This is a genomic window from Agromyces sp. NPDC055520 (assembly GCF_053619715.1).
This window is the reverse complement of the sequence record NZ_JBSHJY010000006.1, coordinates 111,330-128,570: the sequence shown is the minus strand read 5'-3', so window position 1 is coordinate 128,570 and position 17,241 is coordinate 111,330. Positions and strand designations below refer to the sequence as shown.

Sequence of the window (17,241 nt, the reverse complement as noted above, 5' to 3'; positions counted from 1 at the left end):
GGCATCCCCGGATGCCGCGGCCGCGGCCGTTCGTGAGGCGACTCTCAGATCACGCCGAGCGCGAGCATCGCATCCGCCACGCGCGTGAACCCCGCGATGTTAGCGCCGACCACGTAGTCGCCCGGCACCCCGTACTCCTCGGCGGTCGCCGCGGTGCGCTCGTGGATGCCGGCCATGATCTCCGACAGCCGCTCCTCGGTGTGCTCGAAACCCCACGAATCGCGCGACGCGTTCTGCTGCATCTCGAGCGCAGAGGTCGCGACGCCGCCGGCGTTGGCGGCCTTGCCGGGGCCGAAGAGCACGCCGGCCTCGCGCAGCACCCGCAGCGCGCCCGGCGTCGTCGGCATGTTCGCGCCCTCGGCGACGGCGACGACGCCCGAGGCGACGAGCTTGACGGCCTGCGCTTCCGAGATCTCGTTCTGCGTCGCGCACGGCAGTGCGACGTCGATGCGGTCGGCACTGTCGATGTCCCAGACGGATGCCCCGGGCAGGAACTTCGCCCGCCCGCCGCGCTCGTCGGCGTAGGCCGAGATGCGCTCGCGGCGGCGCTCCTTGACGTCGCGCAGCAGCTCGAGGTCGATGCCGTCGGGGTCGTGGATGGCGCCGGACGAGTCGGAGGCGCCGACGACGATGCCGCCGAGGGCGTGCACCTTCTCGATCGCGTAGACCGCGACGTTGCCCGACCCCGAGACGAGCACGCGGGCGCCGTCGAACGACCGCCCGCGGGTCGCGAGCATGTGCTCGGTGAAGTAGACGGCGCCGTAACCGGTCGCCTCGGTGCGCACGAGCGAGCCGCCCCACGTGACGCCCTTGCCGGTGAGCACGCCCGACTCGTAGCGGTTCGTGATGCGCTTGTACTGGCCGAACAGGTAGCCGATCTCACGTGCACCGACGCCGATGTCGCCGGCAGGGACATCCGTGTACTCGCCGATGTGGCGGTACGCCTCGGTCATGAACGACTGGCAGAACCGCATGATCTCGCCGTCGCTTCGGCCCTTCGGGTCGAAGTCGCTGCCGCCCTTGCCGCCGCCGATCGGCATGCCCGTGAGCGCATTCTTGAAGACCTGCTCGAAGCCGAGGAACTTCACGGTGCCGAGCAGCACCGACGGGTGGAAGCGCAGCCCGCCCTTGTACGGGCCGAGCGCCGAGTTGAACTGCACGCGGAACCCGCGGTTGATGCGCACCTGGCCCGCGTCGTCGACCCACGGCACCCGGAAGATGATCTGCCGCTCGGGCTCGCAGATGCGCTCGAGGATCGAGGCCTGCACGTACTGCGGGTTCTTTTCGAGCACGCGTCCGAGCGAATCGAAGACCTCGCGCACGGCCTGGTGGAACTCCACCTCGCCGGGATTGCGCCGCAGCGTGTCGGCATAGATGTCTTCGATGGTGGTGCGGTTCGGCAACACGCGCCCTTCTGTCGACGGATGCCGCGGGGTGCGTGTCGCGCGCGGCCGTTCCACACTACCCAGTGTTGAGGATGACTCCGAGCCGTGTGACGCGGCAGCTCTGAGAGGATGGCGGCATGAGTGACCGCTCCCTTCTCGTGACCGTGCCGGGGCAGGCCCTGCTGAAGGCGCTCGGCTCCCCGCCGGCCGGCGCCGAAGTGGAGGTCTGGGACCTCACGGGCACCCCGCCCGCCGACCGATCGGGTCGCATCGACCTCGTCGTGCCGCCGTACATGGGCGCAGCCGCCCGGCTCGGGGCACTCGAGGGGGTCACGACGCAGCTCGTGCAATCGCAGTCGATCGGCTACGACGATGTGCCGGGCGCCCTGCCGCCGGGGCACGTCTTCGCCAACGCCGCGAGCGTGCACGAGACCTCGACCGCCGAGCTGACGCTCGCGCTCATCCTCGCCGCGCAGCGCGGCATCCCCGATTTCGTGCGAGCCGCCGGCGAGGGCCGGTGGGCGCCCGCCCGCCACGAGAGCCTCGCCGACCGGCGCGTGCTGCTCATCGGCTACGGCGGCGTCGGGCGGGCGATCGAGGCGCGGCTCGCGCCGTTCGAGGTCGCCCTCACCCGGGTCGCGAGCCGCGCCCGCTCCGACGAGCAGGGCTTCATCCGCGGCATCGACGAGCTGCCGGGCCTGCTGCCGAACGCCGACATCGTGATCATCGGCGTGCCGCTGAACGACGCCACGATGGGCCTCGTCGACGCGGCGTTCCTCGCGGCACTGCCCGACGGCGCCCTCGTCGTGAACATCGCCCGCGGAAAGGTCGCCGACACCGAGGCGATCCTCGCCGAGGCCGCGAGCGGTCGACTCCGGTTCGCCCTCGACGTCACCGATCCCGAACCGCTGCCCACGGGGCATCCACTCTTCGCACTGCCGAATGTGCTCGTGAGCCCGCACGTCGGCGGCGCCTCGACCGCGATGATGCCCCGCATGGCGCGGCTGCTGCGAGAGCAGATCGAGCGGATGCTTCGTGGCGACGCTCCCCTCAACGTCGTGTACCGCAGCTGAGCGCGCTGCTGACGAACATCGATGACGGATTCAAGCGCCTGGGCGTCGACGGCGACGAATTGCACAATGCGGTGGTCGCCGGGGCCGCCGCGGCGTGAGGTTCAGCCCGCGAGGTGCCGCGCGCGTGCCGCGCCCCGCGCGCTGCACCCGTTCAACTCGCAGGCGCCGGGCATAGGCTCGACCCATGGCCATTTCGGCAGAACCCCGCGTCGCTCTCTATTTCGACTTCGACAACATCGTGATCTCGCGCTACGACCAGTTGCACGGCGACCCGGGATCGCGCCGGGCCAGCGCCTACCGCAAGGACACGTCGACGAGCAAGGCTCCCGCCGCCGGATCCGAGACGGCGAAGAAGCTCGCCGAGGCGACCGTCGACATCGACGCCGTGCTCGACTTCGCAGCGACCTTCGGCACGATCGCGATCTCCCGCGCCTACGCCGACTGGTCGACCCCCGTGAACGCGAGCTATCGCGGGCAGCTCATCGACCGCGCGGTCGACCTCGTGCAGCTCTTCCCCCTGTCGGCGACGAAGAACGGTGCCGACATCCGGCTCGCCGTCGACGCGGTCGAAGACATGTTCCGCATCGACGACCTCTCGCACATCGTGATCGTCGCGGGCGACTCCGACTACGTCGCGCTCGCGCAGAAGGCCAAGCGCCTCGGCCGCTACGTCGTCGGCATCGGCGTCGCCGGTGGCACGAGCCGGGCGCTCACCGCCGCGTGCGACGAGTACGCCGACTACGACACCCTGCTCGCGACCGACGCAGCGGTCGGCGACGACGAGGTGGCGGAGGTGGCGGCGCCCGCGGAGGAGCCCGCAGCGCCGACCGGACGCCGGACGCGGGCGAAGGCCGCCGGCGATGCGAGCGGCGGCACGACGACGGCGCCGGTCGCCGAAGCGGTTGCCGAGCCGGTCGCCGAGTCGACGCCCGCCCCGACCCGGCGTCGTCGCGCCACATCGAAGTCGGTGACGGATGCCGCGGCCGAGGCCCCGGCCGTCTCGCCCCAGTCTGCGGACTCCGGGTCTGCGGGCTCCCGGTCTGCGGACTCCGGATCTGCGGACTCCGGTGAGAACGCCGCGCCCGTGAAGCGAGCGTCGGCTCGAACCATCCAGTTCGTCGCGCCGACCGATCACGCCCAGGCCGACGACACCGTGGCGGGCAGCCCCCGCAACCCCAGCAGACTGCTCATGAAGGCGCTCGAACTGCTGCACGCGAAGAACGACGAGGAGTGGCAGTCGTCGAGCACCGTGAAGAACCAGATGATGCGCATGGATCCGAGCTTCCAGGAGCGCCGTCTCGGCTTCGCCTCGTTCACCGACTTCCTGAAGTCGCGCGGCGGTGTCGTCGAACTCGACGAGTCGGGTCGAGGACGCGTGCGCATCCGCCCGCCGAAGGACTGACCCCGCGGGTGCCCGCACCCGCCCCTGCCCCCTGGCCCGCACGTTCCCGCGACGGTTTGCGCCCCTGCGGTGGGTTTGAAAGCGTCGCGCGAGTGGCAAAGGGTCGTGGGAAGGAACCGGGTGTGGTCTGACCACACGTGTTAGTGTGGTCGGACCACATACACACGAGCGAGCGCGGAGGGGACGATCGGCATGGGCGCTGAGGCATCCGACACCCCGCGCGCCTGGCGCACCGTGCTCGAGCACATCGAAACGCAGTTGCTCGAGGGCGCCCTGCGCCCCGGCGACCGCCTGCCCGGCGAACGCGCCCTCTCGGCCGAACTCGGCGTCGGCCGCTCGAGCGTGCGCGAGGCGCTGCGCGTGCTCGAGGTGCTCGGGCTCATCCGCACCGCCGCGGGCTCGGGCCCGAGTTCGGGCGCGATCATCATCGCGACGCCCGGCGGCGGCATGTCGGCCCTCATGCGCCTGCAGGTCGCGGCGAGCGGATTCCCGGTCGCCGACATCGTGCGCACTCGCCTCATCCTCGAGACGGCGGTCGCGGGCGAACTCGCCGAGGCCGCGAGCGGCACCAGCACGGGGCGCGGCGACCACAGCCCCACGGCCGACCAGGGCGCCGCCGGCGACACCGACCCCGCGGCATCCGCTGCCCCGCCCGACCTCGCCCCCGCCGAGCGCCTGCTCGACGCGATGGACTCCCCCGACCTCGCGCCCACCGAGTTCCTCGCGCTCGACGCGGCCTTCCACCTCGCGCTCGCCGAGGCCTCGGGCAACCAGGTCATCGCCGCGACCATGGCGGGCCTGCGCAGCGGCATCGAGGGGTATGCCCTCGAGGGTCTCGCCGCGATCGCAGATTGGCACGTGACATCCGCTCGGCTGCGCGGCGAGCACCGCGGCATCGTCGAGGCCATCAGGCGAGCGGATGCCGCGTCCGCACGCACCCGAACCCACGACCACATCTCGGGCTACTACGCCGAGACGTTCACCCCTCGAGCCCGCCCCGACCCTCGCCCCGACCCTCGCCCTGCCCCTGCCCCTGCCCCTGCCCCTGCCTCTGCCTCTGCCCCCATTCCCTGACCCACCCCTCCGCCGAGCGGGCACTCGATGCCGCCCGACCCACAACAAGACGACCACAACTGCCCGCTCGCGGCGGGCGACACGAGAGAGAGCAGCACCGTCCATGGTCAAGCGCCAGTTCCCGAACCCCAAAGAGCTCGCCGAGCTCATGCGCTTCAAGGCGCCGACGCTGAACGCGAAGCAGCGCCGCCTCGACAAGGCGCTCACGATCGCCGACCTCCGCGACATCGCGAAGCGTCGCACGCCGAAGGCGCCGTTCGACTACACCGAGGGCGCCGCCGAGGGCGAGATCTCGCTGAAGCGCGCCCGCCAGGCCTTCGAGGACATCGAGTTCCACCCCGCGATCCTCCGGAACGTGCCCGAGGTCGACCTGAGCCGCGAGGTGCTCGGTGGCCCGACCGCCCTGCCGTTCGGCATCGCGCCCACCGGCTTCACGCGCATGATGCAGACCGAGGGCGAGACCGCGGGCGCCGGTGCCGCGGGCGCCGCGGGCATCCCGTTCACCCTGTCGACGATGGGCACGACCTCGATCGAGGACGTGAAGGCCGCGAACCCCGACGGCCGCAACTGGTTCCAGCTCTACGTGATGCGCGACCGTGAGAAGTCGTACGAGCTCGTGCGCCGCGCCGCCGCCGCCGGCTTCGACACCCTCTTCTTCACGGTCGACACCCCCGTCGCCGGCGCTCGCCTGCGCGACACCCGCAACGGCTTCTCGATCCCGCCGCAGCTCACCCCCGCGACCGTCGTCAACGCGATCCCGCGCCCCGAGTGGTGGATCAACTTCCTCACGACCCCGAAGCTCGAGTTCGCCTCGCTCTCGTCGACCGGCGGCACCGTCGGCGAGCTCATCGACGGCATGTTCGACCCCACCATCTCGTTCGACGACCTCGAGACGATCCGCGCCATGTGGCCCGGAAAGATCGTCGTCAAGGGCGTGCAGACCGTGCAGGACGCGCAGATCCTCGCGGGCAAGGGCGTCGACGGCATCGTGCTCTCGAACCACGGCGGGCGCCAGCTCGACCGCGCGCCGATCCCCTTCCACCTGTTGCCGCACGTCGTGCGCGAGGTCGGCTCCGACATGGAGGTGCACCTCGACACCGGCATCATGTCGGGCGCCGACATCGTGGCATCCGTCGCCCTCGGCGCGCGCTTCACGCTCATCGGCCGCGCCTACCTCTACGGCCTCATGGCCGGTGGTCGCGAGGGCGTCGACAAGACGATCTCGATCCTCGGCGGCCAGATCGCCCGCACGATGAAGCTGCTCGAGGTCTCGACGCTCGACGAGCTCGGCCCGCAGCACGTCACGCAGCTGTCGCGCTTCACGGCGCTGCCGAAGCCGATGACGGATGCCGCGGAGCAGGCGACCGCCGCCAAGCCCAAGACGGTGCGTGCACCGCGTGCGGCCGGGTCGGCCGCGAAGGCAGGGTCAGTCGCGAAGTCTGGCGCGACTGCGAAGTCTGGCGCGACCGCGAAGTCCTCGTCGGGTCGCAGCTCGGTCAAGAAGTAAGGGCCGGGGTCCGAGCGTCCACCGCGACATCCGCCGTCGCACGCTCGGCGTTCACGAATCGTTCCGTGACCGATACGGCCGCCGTCAACAGCGCGACGAGTCGATCGTCGGCGTCGTCGACGCACGCCAGCGAGATCCCGTGGACCGCGCCGGTGACAGCCGCCCGGCACTGCCGCACGCTCATCCCCGCGCGGCGCACCGGACCGACCTTCTCGATGAACTGAATGGCCCAGGCGTCGGCCGCGGGAGCGGTGCGAAGGGCGGCGCGCGCCGACGCACTCACCTCCGCGACGAGTACGGAACGGTGTTCCGCGAGGTCGACGAGGGCGACGTGCAGCGCGACGGCGAGTGCACGCTGGCGCTCCTCGGCTGCGATGGGCAACGCGTCGTGGGCGGCCCGCACTGCGAGCAGGACGTCGAGCAGCGGGTCGTCGCTCGTCAGGCCGATCACCGTCGGGATGAGCGATGTGAGCCGGGCGCGGCCGGAATCGCTCGTCTGGTCGTTCACCAGCCGCGCGAGATGCGCGAGGGTGCCGTGCGTGCATGCGGGGTGATCGCTCCAGCGCTCGCCCGCGAGATACGACGCGAACTCCATGAAGCACGCCCCGCGCCGTGGCGAGCGATGCCGCCCCGGGGACAGGATCGGCATGACATCCGGGTGAACCATTGCGACACGCATGGGAACCTCCCTCGCTCATCCCACTCTGCGCTCGTCGAGGCCGGGAAACAAGGGCGGTCTGCGAATCCGTGGTTCACGAAGGCGGCCGTGCCGCCGCTCGTGGTCGCCAGGGCGCCAGGTACCGGGGCACGCGTTCGCGGTATCGCCTGAACTCGTCGCCGAACTCCCGCTCGAGTCCGCGCTCCTCCGCGAGCACGCCGAGGTGCTCGACGAGGGCGGCCGCGGGCAGGGTGGCCGCGACCCACGTCGATCCGCGAAGGAGGCCTGCGGCGAGGTGGATGGACCACCATCCCACGTACATGGGGTGACGGCTCACGGCGTACGGCCCGGTCGTCACGAGCGACTGCGGCTGTTCGAGTCGAAACTCGCCGACCGTGCGCCGCTGCCGTTCGACGAGCGCCCACACGTTCAGCGCGCATCCCGCGGCGAGCGCAGCCAGGCCCACCGCGCATCGCAGCATCCGCGGTCCCCGAATCGGCGTCGGCCGAATCCGCTCCAGCACCATCACGGTCGCGACGCCGACGACCTGCCCCGGCGGCAGCGGCAGGTTCCGGTACAACCCGATCAGACCGGTCATGAGTGCCTCCCTGATGCAACCCTCACGCGAGCCGGCGGCTCACTTCCGGCGCCTCGTTCGCCGCCGCTCGCTCCCTCCAGCTGTCACGCCGACGGGCGACGAACCGGTGCCAGGCTCCGCTGTAGTGCAGGAACCAGACGAGCATGAGCCCGCACGCGACGAGGTAGAACGAGTGCAGGAACCAGATCGGCCCGAACGGCAGAGTGAACACGTACAGCGAGTACACGGCGTTGCCGACATTGGTCATCGCGAGATTGCCGAGGCTGTACGACGAGAGGTCTTTGGTGCGCGCCGCCTTCAGCAGCATGGGCAGGTAGCTCATGGCGAAGAGGCCGGTCGAAACAACGCCGGCGAACACGGCGAGATCCATGGAACCGACGGTACGGATGCCGCCGGCCCCCGGCATCGGGAGAATCACCCATTCGGGCCGTCCGAATGGAGCGTCGCCGCCGGCCCGTCGCTACGGCGAGATCAGGGCGTGCTCGTAGGCGTACGCCGTCGCCGCCGCACGCGATGAGATGCCGAGCTTCGCGAACACATTGCTGAGGTGTCGGTCGACCGTCTTCTCGCTGAGGTAGAGCTGGCCCGCGATCGAGCGATTCGTCTTGCCTTCGGCGACGAGGCGCACGACCTCGACCTCCCGAGCGGTCAGCTGCGTCGACCCGCTCCCGGGCGAGCGGCGCGCGAGCTCGTCCACACGCAGTACGTCGGGGACCGCACCGAGCGCGGCGAACACCTCGCGGGCCGCCTCCAGGTCCATCGCGGCCGATGCGTCGTCGCCGAGTGCACGCGCCGCACGCGCGGCGAGCACACGACAGCAGGCGGCCTCGTAGGGCGCGTCGAGCTCGTGCCACAACGCCCAGGCGGCACGCACTGCCGGGAGCGCGCCGCGGGCGTCGCCCTCCTCCAGCCGCACAGCCGCATCCGATCCGGCGGCGACCGCCCGCATCATCGGGGTCTCCGCGACGACGACGGCCGCGGCCAGCTCATCGGCGACGAGCCGGGCCGCCACGAGGTCTCCGACTGCGAGGTCGATCTCGACGAGCGCGGCGAGCAGGGTACGCCGCGTCGCAGGGTCGGCCTCGGCCACCGCCTCATCGATGCTCGACCGCGCAAGGCGCACCCTCCCCTGCGCGAGGCGCAGCAGCGCGAGACCGGGCTGCGCTGGATACCCGCTTTCGGCGGCACGGTGGAACGCACGCTCGGCCGCGTCGAACTCGCCGCGCAGCCGATGCACCTCGCCCTCCTCGTACCAGGCGCCGAACGACCCGGTCCAGTCGCCGAGCCGGTTCCGATCCTGGGCGATCCGCGCCGCCGCGACCGCGTCGCCCCACGCGCCGTGCAGTCGGTAGAGCTCGGCGCGGTGCGCCTGGCACTGCCCGCTGAACATGACCATCTCGGGCCGGTCGCCGCACCAGCGGTCGAGCGCGATCGTCCACTGCTGGGCCCTTCGCACGTCGAACGCCAGGTGGCAGGTGTGGATGACCGAGCAGTACACGACTCCGGATGCCACGGGCGAGATCTCACCGGCCGTGACGGCGACCATCGCCTCGTCGAGCAGCGCGAGCCCGCCGACCGCGTCGCCGAGCATCAACAGCGCCTGGCCCTGACCGAGTTGCGCGAGCGCCGTCGCATCCCGGTCGCGGATGCGCTCGGCGATCACGAACGCCTCGGCGAAGGTGCGCGCGGCGCGAGCGGGATCCCCGGCAGCGAGGTCGTCGAGCGCGGCGGCGACGAGCAGGAGCGCGGCCGAGGTTTGGGCCCCGGCCGCCGTCGTGTCGGCGATCCGCCGCGCGCGGGCGAGCCAGCCGTTGGCCCGGGCGTCGTGGCCCTTGCCCATGAGGTAGATGGCGATCCACGTCGCAATGCGAGCGGCGCCCGCGGCGTCCTCGACCTCGAGGTAGCCCTCGTGCGCACGCGTGGCGTCGTCGATGCCCTCGGCATCGCGCCCGAGGAGCAGCAACGCCGTCGAGCGGAGCTCGAGGTCGACCGGGGTCAGCCCGAGCTCGAGATCGGCACGCGTCAGCGCGTCGAACGCCGCGCCCCACCGGTGTTCGGCGAATGCTGCCCGGCCCTCATCGAGTGAAGCGGAGGTCACCTGCCCCGTCCCATCCGGGCGGCACATCTCGCGCCCGACAGCGCGCCGGCACCCGTCGTACGAGTCACGGTAGACCCGCGCCCCGGCCCTCGCAAGAGCGTGCTCCACGGTCAGCGCGAGCGCAGCACGACCTGCCGGCGCGAGCCGTCGAACGGCGAGTGGTTCGTGACGACCTGGGGCACCGCGAAGCGCGCGTCTGCGGCGAGCGCGCGCACCTCGTCGAGCGTGACCGCCGGGTCGGCGAGCCGGGCGGCGATGCGATCGAGATCGGCGGCGAGCGCGGCATCCGGAGCCTCGTGCATGAATTCGTCGAGCACGCCCCAGGTCTCCCAGAGCAGCGCTTCATGCCCCGCTCTGGAGACCAGGTCGAGCACGAGGTTGTGCGCGAGGTATTGCCACGACCGAAGCGCCGGCAGCTCGAGCTCGGGCGCGACGACGCAGCGCTCGGGGTCGATCCGCCCGGCGCGGGCCGCGAGCCATGCCTCGTCGCCCGTGAGGAAACGGTCGCGCGGCACGTCGATCAAGTCGAGCGGTGCCCCCGTCGCCGGGTCGACGAACCCCTCCCGCAGCTGCGGCTCGACGAGACGCCAGCGCTCGGCGTCGGTGTCCCAGACCTCCGCGACGACGTGGTCGATCCACCAGCCGTCGTCGAAGTAGCCCGCGAAGCCCACGCGGGAGCGGGCCGGGACGCCTGCGCGGCGCGCGAGCGAGACGTACAACAGGGTGAAGTCGCGACAGCAGCCGAGGATGCGCTCGGTCGGCGTGCGCTGAACCTCGAGCGGACCTTCGCGCAGCTCGGCGAGCCGCGCGAGCTGCTCCTCGGCGTAGCGCAGGTCGATCTCGGCCAGTCGCTCAGTGCCGAATCCGGATGCCGCGGGGTCGCCGGTCGCCCGGTAGTGGAAGACGAGCCCCGACGCCAGCCGCTGCAACTCGGTGATGTCGCTCCGCGGCTCCCCGACCCACGCGGCCATGCGTCCGGGGTCGCTGCAGATGGTCTGGGTGCGATATGCAGCGAGTTCGTCGTCGAAGGGCACCCGACAGGTCTACCACCGGCACGCCACCTGTTCCAGAGCACGCACCTTCAGTTCTGCGGACGACGCTGCGAGTTCGACAGGTCGATCAGCTGCTGGATCTGCTCGGGCGTCACGGGCACGCCCGGGAAGCCCGCGAGCTTGCCGATCGGGAACGACGCCATCATCTTGTCGAGGCCGCCCTCGTCGAAGACGTCGGTGTCGGCCATGCCCGACGCGAACGACCCCATCGCCTGCATCACGATCGGACCCGCGATCGGGTCCGCAGCGAGCTCGGCGATCGACGACTCGAGCGAGAGCGGCAGGCGCACGGCCTCGCCCTCGACGTCGACGACGGCGCTGAGTCGGATGTCGCGGCTCGACGCGCCGACCTCGACGCTGTAGGCCCCGGGCTCGACGACCCAGCGGTCGACGCGGATGTCCCAGTACGCGAGGTCGTCGCGGCGCACCGCGATCGACACCTCTCTCGACTCGCCCGCCGCGAGCTCGACCGAGGCGAAGCCCTTGATCTCGCGCGGCGCCCGCTGCACGCCTGAAACGGCGAGGCCCGTGTAGACCTGCACGACCTCACGGCCGGCCCGGTCGCCGGTGTTCGTCACCGTGACGCGCACAGTCAGCCCCGCGGCATCCGAAGCAGGCCCGTTCGCCGTCACCGACAGGTCCGAGTACTCGAACGTCGTGTACGACAGGCCGTGCCCGAACGGGTAGCGCACCGCGGCGTCGCGTGCGTCGTACCAGCGGTAGCCCACGAAGAGGCCCTCGCCGTAGCGCACGTGACCGAAGTCGCCCGGAAAGTTCAGGTGCGCCGGGGTGTCCGCGAGCCTCAGGGGGATGGTCTCCGCGAGGCGACCCGAGGGGTTCACGGCGCCGTAGAGCACGTCGGCGACGGCCGATCCGCCCGCCTGACCGCCGAGCCAGCCCTCGAGGATCGCGGGCACGTCATCGGCGAACGGCAGTTCGACGACGCCGCCGTTGGCGAGCACGACGACCGTGCGCGGGTTCGCCGCGACGACGGCGTCGAGCAGCGAGAGCTGCTCTGCGGGCAGGTGCAGGTCTTCGCGGTCGAACCCCTCGGACTCGTACGAGCCCGGGAGGCCGAGGAAGAGCACCACGATGTCCTTCGCCGCGGCGAGCTCGACCGCGGGGCCGACGAGGGCGGCGCCGTCGGAACCGTCGGTCGTGAACCCGGCCGCGAAGAACACGTTGTCCTGGCCCGCATACGACGTGATCGCGTCGAGGGCGTTGTCGAGCCGCGTCGGGTTGATGAGCGACGAGCCGGCGCCCTGGTAGCGCGGCTTCTCGGCGAAGGCGCCGATCACGGCGACCGAGGTCGCGGCGTCGAGCGGCAGGATCGCGTCGTCGTTCTTCAAGAGCACAGCGCCGCGACCCGCGGCCTCGCGAGCAAGGGCGTGGTGGGCGTCGACGTCGTATCCGGCGCCCACCGAGTCTGCCGAAGTGCGTGCTCCGGCGACCGCCTTCTGCACGAGCTCGACCACACGCTGGGCGCCGAGGTCGAGCGCCGACTCGTCGAGCGAGCCGTCGGCGACGGCGGCGACGAGCTTCGCCGCGGAGCGGCCGTCGGACGACGGCATCTCGAGGTCGAGACCGGCGGGGAGGCCCACGACGCGGTCGTTGACGGCTCCCCAGTCGCTGACGACGAGACCCTCGAAGCCCCAGTCGTCGCGGAGCACCGTGTTCAGCAGCCACGGGTCTTCACTCGTGTAGACGCCGTTCAGGCGGTTGTACGAGCACATGACGGTCCACGGCTGCGCGTCCTCGACGACGCGCTGGAAGCCGCGCAGGTAGATCTCGCGCAGCGGCCGCGGGTCGACGTCGCTCGACGACGACATGCGGTCGTGCTCCTGGTTGTTCGCCGCGAAGTGCTTGAGCGAACCGCCGACGCCCTGCGACTGCAGGCCGTTCACGAGGGCCGCCCCGAGCACGCCCGAGACGATCGGGTCTTCAGAGAGGTACTCGAAGTTGCGGCCGCAGAGCGGCGAGCGCTTGATGTTGACGCCCGGGCCGAGCAGCACGCCGACGCCTTCGGCGCACGCCTCTTCACCGAGTGCCGTGCCGACGCGCTCGAGCAGCTCGGGGTCGAAGGTCGAGCCGAGCGCGACGGCCGGCGGGAAGCACGTGGCCGGCACACTGTCGCCGATGCCGAGGTGGTCGGCGCTGCCCTTCTGCAGGCGCACGCCGTGCGGGCCGTCGGTGAGCACGATCGACGGGATGCCCGCGCGCTCGACGCCCTGCGTCGTCCAGAAGCTCGCGCCGCTCGTGAGCGACGCCTTCTCTTCGAGCGTGAGCTCCGCCACGATGTCGGCTGCGGGCGCTTCGAGGCCGGCGCCGGTACTGGTCAGGTCAGTGGTGTCCAAGTGATGCTCCTTCGATTGCCGGTGCTGCGATACTGTGCCGGAAGAGGGGTTTGCCGTAGTCCTTCTGCAGCAAGGTCGCGAACGCCCACCAGATGACAAGCGTCGCAGAGGCGCCGCCGATGATGCCGAACACGGCGTCCGAGAGCCAGTGCGCGTTGATGAGCGTGCGCTGCCAGATCATGCCGACGACGATGAGGGCGCCGACGATCCACCAGACGAGCCGCTTCGCGGCGGGCAGCAGTGCCGCGACCGCGACGACGAGGATGCCGGCGCTCACCGCATGCCCCGAGGGGAATGAACCGTGGTCGACCCGGAACAGCGGGCCGTACAGTCCGTCGACCAGGTCCTCCGCCGGCCGCGGCCGGTCGACGAGGTTCTTCGTGAGCTGCGAGACCCCGAAGGTGCCGACGATCTCTGCAGTGAGGAAGAACAGCGCCGAGCGCCAGCGCCGGATCACGAACAGCCAGATCGGGATCAGCAGGATCGTCAGCACGGCGCCCGGAATCTCACCGAGGTACTGGAAGAACATCGGCAGCGCCCAGGTCTCGCCGCCGGTGCCCGGGGCGAGGCCGACGAACCCGCGCCACGCGTCATCCATCGCCTGGGTGAACGGAGCGGCGGGGTTCGCCGCGACGGCGAACCCGAAGGCGGCGAAGAGAACCAGACCGACGAGGCCGGTCACGATGAGCCACCGCGGGCGACGGGCAGCGGATGCCGCGGCGACACCTTCGACCGCTTCGGGGCGCGCCGACATCACTTCACCGCCTTGATCGGCCACACGGCGAACGCGCCGAGGATCGAGAGCACGATGCCGACGGGGAACAGTGCGGCGAAACCGAACGAGAGCACGATCGCGCCGGCGACACCTGGTGCGAGCGTCTGCGGCAGGGTCGCGGCGATGTTGACGACGCCGAGGTCTTTCGCGAAGGACTTCGCCGAGGGCAGCACCTCGCTCATGAGCGCGGTGTCGACGGCCTGGAACATGCCGAAGCCGAGTCCTGCGATGAAGGTCATGATCATCCATGCGGTCAGGTCGGGCCAGATCCACGGCAGCACGAGTGCGAGACCGGTGACGATCGACGAGGCGAAGACGAATGGCTTGCGACGCCCGACCCTGTCGGAGAGCGGGCCCGAGACGACGGTCGCGAGCAGGATGCCGGCGAGGCTGATGAGGCCGAGCATCGGGATGACCTCGCCCGGCTTCTCGACGCCGAAGTAGTCGGTGAGCAGGTAGAACTGGAAGCCGGTCACCGCGAAGTAGCCGGTGTAGAGCAGCAGTCGCCCGGTGAAGGCCCAGAAGAAGTCGGGGTGCTTGATCGGGTCGACCCAGAACGTGCGGAGGAAGTCGCCGACCTTGAACGGCTCGCGCTCGATCTCCTTCGACGAGTAGTCGGGGTTGAAGACGATGAACAGCGTGAGGATGACGAGCGAGAACACGGCGAAGGTGACGTAGCCGACCGCGATCGAGCCGAGGAACATCGATCCGATGACCTGGCCGCCGATGGCGCCGACCATGAGACCGATACCCGAGAGCGCGGCGAAGGTGCCGCGGCGGTTGAGAGGCACCCGGTCGGGCATCACGGCGCTGAGCGGGCCCTGCGCGATGTTGTAGGTGATCTGCACGAGGCTCCACGCGATGACCATGCCGACGAGGCTGTTCGCGAACGCGAGGCCGATGAGTGCGAGGCCGCCGGCGAGCGAGCCGATGAAGATCCACGGTGCGCGTCGGCCGAACCGTGAACGTGTGCGGTCGGAGATCTGGCCGGCGATCGGCTGCGCGAGCATCGAGCAGAACGCGCCGATCGTCGCCACGATCGTGAGGTTCGCGACCTTGTCGGCCTCGCCGAACTGCGCGGCGATCTGGGCCGGAAGGAGGATGCCGGGCACGGCGCCCCAGATGAGGAAGATGCCGAAGTTCGCGGGGATGATCCAGCCGAGGAGGCGGCGGACGCCCTTGATCGGCGTGGGCGGGTCTTCGTTGCCGGCCGCGTCTTCGAAGAAGGCGAGCGCCTCTTCTGGTTCGGTGACGCTCGGATCGGTTGCTGATGGTGGGGTCGACGCCGTTGTCATGGGGGTCCTTCTGCCGGTGCCTCACTCCGAGGCGAGTGGCAAAACCATACATCGCTCGGTTTTCAACCGCAAGCGACTACCATTCACGTATGGCACGCAGGGGTTCATACGCGAAGGGCGTCGCGAAGCGCGAGGAGATCCTCACCACGGCGCTCGACGTGATCGCACGCAACGGCTACCGGCGCACGAGCGTGCGCGAGCTCGCCGAGGCCGTCGGCCTCAGCCAGGCCGGCCTGCTGCACTACTTCTCGTCGAAGGAGGAGCTCTTCCAAGAGATCCTGCGCAAGCGCGACGACGTCGACTCCGCGGCGTTCGACCTCGAGCTCGCGCAGCCGATCGAGGCCTTCTTCGGCGTGATCCGCCACAACAGCGAGGTGCCCGGGCTCGTGCAGCTCTACGCCCAGCTCTCGACCGAGGCCGGCGACCCCGCGCACCCCTCGCACGAGTACTTCGTCGAACGCTACGCGGCGTTCCGCGAGTTGTTCGGCGGCATGCTGCGCGACGAGCAGGCTGCGGGCCGCATCGACGCCGACATCGACATCGACCGCGTCGGCAACCTCTTCCTCGCCGCCGCCGACGGCCTGCAGACCCAGTGGATGCTCGACCCCTCGATCGACATGGCCGAGCACGTCGCGTACCTCTGGCAGCTCATCACCCGCAAGGCCTGAGCGGATGCCTCGGCTCCCCCGTTCGCTCGTCTCCGGTGACGTCCGCCGGCACAACCTCACGATGGTGCTCGAGCACATCGTGACATCGGGTCCGAGCGCACGAAGCGAGATCGCCGAGGCGACCGGACTCACGCGTGGGGCGGTGACGGCACTCACGGCGGCGCTCACGAAGGCGAGGGTGCTCCGTGAGACGGATCCGGTCGCGACCGGAAAGGGTCGGCCGATCACGAGGCTCGAACTCACGGCCGCCGACCTCGCCATCCTCGCAACCCAGATCGATGCCGACAGCGCCACGGCACTCTTGACCAGCCTCGCCGGCGACGAGCTGTATCGAGTCTCCGAGCGGCATGGGCGCCCGATGGGCGACCCCGACGCCGTGCTCGACGTGCTGGCCGCGGTGACCGGCGATGCGCTCGATGCCGCGACCGAACTCGGTCGCCGCGTGGTCGAGCTGCCGATCGTCGTCTTCGCCCCGGTCGGCGGCGAGCCGCCCGTCGTGCTCACCGACACCGATCTGGCGTGGGACGAGGTCGACGTGATCGGCGGGCTGCGCTCGCGGCTCCCGGCGCTTCCCGAGAATGTCGGACTCGAGTCCGACGGCTGGCTCGCCGCCGGGGCGGAGCGGACGGCTCTCGGGAGCGCCGAGAGCATGCTCTACATCAAGAGCAACTCGGGAATCGGCGGCGCGATCCTCCAGAGCGGGCGCCCCGTCGAAGGGGCGCACGGTGTCGGCGGAGCGCTCGGCCATATGGCCATGGTCCCAGATGGCGCACTCTGCGACTGCGGGCAACGCGGATGCCTCGTGACCGTGGCCGGCCCCGACGTGCTGCTCGAGCGAGCGGGCCTCGCCGGTCTCGTCGCAGCGCGCGGTCTCACCGCAGCGCTCGACGAACTCTCGTCGCAGATCATCGCCGGCACGACGCCCGCCGCTGCAGCCTGGGCCGACGCCCTGCCGTGGATCGCGCGTTCACTCCAGGTGCTCTCGCTCGCGACCGACCCCGAGGTCATCGTGATCGGCGGGTTCTGGGCGGCGCACACCGCATCGATCGAGCACGCCTTCCGCGCGAACCGCCCGACGCTCGCCGAGGCTCGAGACGGCCGCTCGGCGATCCCCGCCGTGCTCGCCGGACGCCTCGGAGCCGACGCCGCGCTCCTCGGAGCCGTCTGGGCCGCTCGCGACGCCGTGCTCGGAGACCCGGGTCGCCTCGGTCTCTGACCCCATCGGGCGCGGCCCGATCGCGGCGATCCGCCCGACGTTTAGTTCAACGGTTGAATTTCGAACGGAATCGGCGCATACTCATT

The 17,241-nt window shown here is 70.8% G+C and carries 15 protein-coding genes; 6 read left to right on the top strand and 9 right to left on the bottom strand.

Annotated features, from left to right (window positions below; all coding sequences use genetic code 11):
• Positions 1-44 precede the first annotated feature (44 nt).
• Positions 45-1,406, bottom strand: a complete 1,362-nt coding sequence (gdhA, locus tag ACWGST_RS05260) for an NADP-specific glutamate dehydrogenase (protein ID WP_452045600.1) — start codon at positions 1,404-1,406, stop codon at positions 45-47.
• Between the two features lie 116 nt (positions 1,407-1,522).
• On the opposite strand from gdhA, the gene ACWGST_RS05255 reads away from it, so the two are divergent.
• From ACWGST_RS05255 to ACWGST_RS05240, 4 genes are all read left to right on the top strand, one after another.
• Complete coding sequence (locus ACWGST_RS05255; protein WP_452045599.1) at positions 1,523-2,458, top strand: 2-hydroxyacid dehydrogenase; 936 nt, start codon at positions 1,523-1,525, stop codon at positions 2,456-2,458.
• Between the two features lie 184 nt (positions 2,459-2,642).
• Positions 2,643-3,860: an NYN domain-containing protein gene (locus ACWGST_RS05250; RefSeq protein ID WP_452045598.1), complete on the top strand. Its 1,218-nt coding sequence runs from the start codon at positions 2,643-2,645 to the stop codon at positions 3,858-3,860.
• 192 nt (positions 3,861-4,052) lie between these two features.
• A complete protein-coding gene (locus tag ACWGST_RS05245) occupies positions 4,053-4,934 on the top strand; it encodes a FadR/GntR family transcriptional regulator (RefSeq protein ID WP_452045597.1) in 882 nt (293 codons plus the stop codon).
• Between the two features lie 103 nt (positions 4,935-5,037).
• Positions 5,038-6,441, top strand: a complete 1,404-nt coding sequence (locus ACWGST_RS05240) for an alpha-hydroxy acid oxidase (RefSeq protein WP_452045596.1) — start codon at positions 5,038-5,040, stop codon at positions 6,439-6,441.
• Here ACWGST_RS05240 and ACWGST_RS05235 read toward each other — a convergent pair.
• The 8 genes from ACWGST_RS05235 to ACWGST_RS05200 all read right to left on the bottom strand — a co-directional run bounded on the left by ACWGST_RS05235 (position 6,431) and on the right by ACWGST_RS05200 (position 15,271).
• On the bottom strand, positions 6,431-7,036 hold the full coding sequence (locus ACWGST_RS05235; RefSeq protein ID WP_452045595.1) for a hypothetical protein: 606 nt from the start codon (positions 7,034-7,036) through the stop codon (positions 6,431-6,433). The genes ACWGST_RS05240 and ACWGST_RS05235 overlap by 11 nt on opposite strands.
• A 157-nt stretch (positions 7,037-7,193) precedes the next feature.
• Entirely contained in the window at positions 7,194-7,697 is a 504-nt protein-coding gene (locus tag ACWGST_RS05230) for a methyltransferase family protein (protein WP_452045594.1), read from the bottom strand.
• Between the two features lie 22 nt (positions 7,698-7,719).
• On the bottom strand, positions 7,720-8,067 hold the full coding sequence (locus ACWGST_RS05225) for a hypothetical protein (RefSeq protein WP_452045593.1): 348 nt from the start codon (positions 8,065-8,067) through the stop codon (positions 7,720-7,722).
• A 90-nt stretch (positions 8,068-8,157) separates the two neighbouring features.
• Positions 8,158-9,795: a LuxR C-terminal-related transcriptional regulator gene (locus ACWGST_RS05220; RefSeq protein WP_452045592.1), complete on the bottom strand. Its 1,638-nt coding sequence runs from the start codon at positions 9,793-9,795 to the stop codon at positions 8,158-8,160.
• 110 nt (positions 9,796-9,905) lie between these two features.
• Positions 9,906-10,829, bottom strand: a complete 924-nt coding sequence (locus tag ACWGST_RS05215; protein ID WP_452045591.1) for a transglutaminase-like domain-containing protein — start codon at positions 10,827-10,829, stop codon at positions 9,906-9,908.
• Between the two features lie 47 nt (positions 10,830-10,876).
• Positions 10,877-13,201 carry a glycoside hydrolase family 3 C-terminal domain-containing protein gene (locus tag ACWGST_RS05210; protein WP_452045590.1) on the bottom strand — a complete coding sequence of 775 codons (2,325 nt, stop codon included), beginning with the start codon at positions 13,199-13,201 and terminating at the stop codon, positions 10,877-10,879.
• A complete protein-coding gene (locus ACWGST_RS05205) occupies positions 13,188-13,955 on the bottom strand; it encodes a phosphatase PAP2 family protein (RefSeq protein WP_452045589.1) in 768 nt (255 codons plus the stop codon). Before ACWGST_RS05205 ends, ACWGST_RS05210 begins: the two co-directional genes overlap by 14 nt.
• Positions 13,955-15,271 (bottom strand): MFS transporter, encoded by a 1,317-nt coding sequence (locus ACWGST_RS05200; protein WP_452045588.1) that lies wholly within the window; start codon positions 15,269-15,271, stop codon positions 13,955-13,957. The genes ACWGST_RS05205 and ACWGST_RS05200 overlap by 1 nt, the downstream gene beginning before the upstream one ends.
• 89 nt (positions 15,272-15,360) lie before the next feature.
• Between ACWGST_RS05200 and ACWGST_RS05195 the strand changes: the two genes are divergently transcribed.
• Positions 15,361-15,939 (top strand): TetR/AcrR family transcriptional regulator, encoded by a 579-nt coding sequence (locus tag ACWGST_RS05195; RefSeq protein ID WP_452045587.1) that lies wholly within the window; start codon positions 15,361-15,363, stop codon positions 15,937-15,939.
• A gap of 4 nt (positions 15,940-15,943) precedes the next feature.
• Positions 15,944-17,155, top strand: a complete 1,212-nt coding sequence (locus ACWGST_RS05190) for an ROK family protein (RefSeq protein WP_452045586.1) — start codon at positions 15,944-15,946, stop codon at positions 17,153-17,155.
• Positions 17,156-17,241 lie beyond the last annotated feature (86 nt).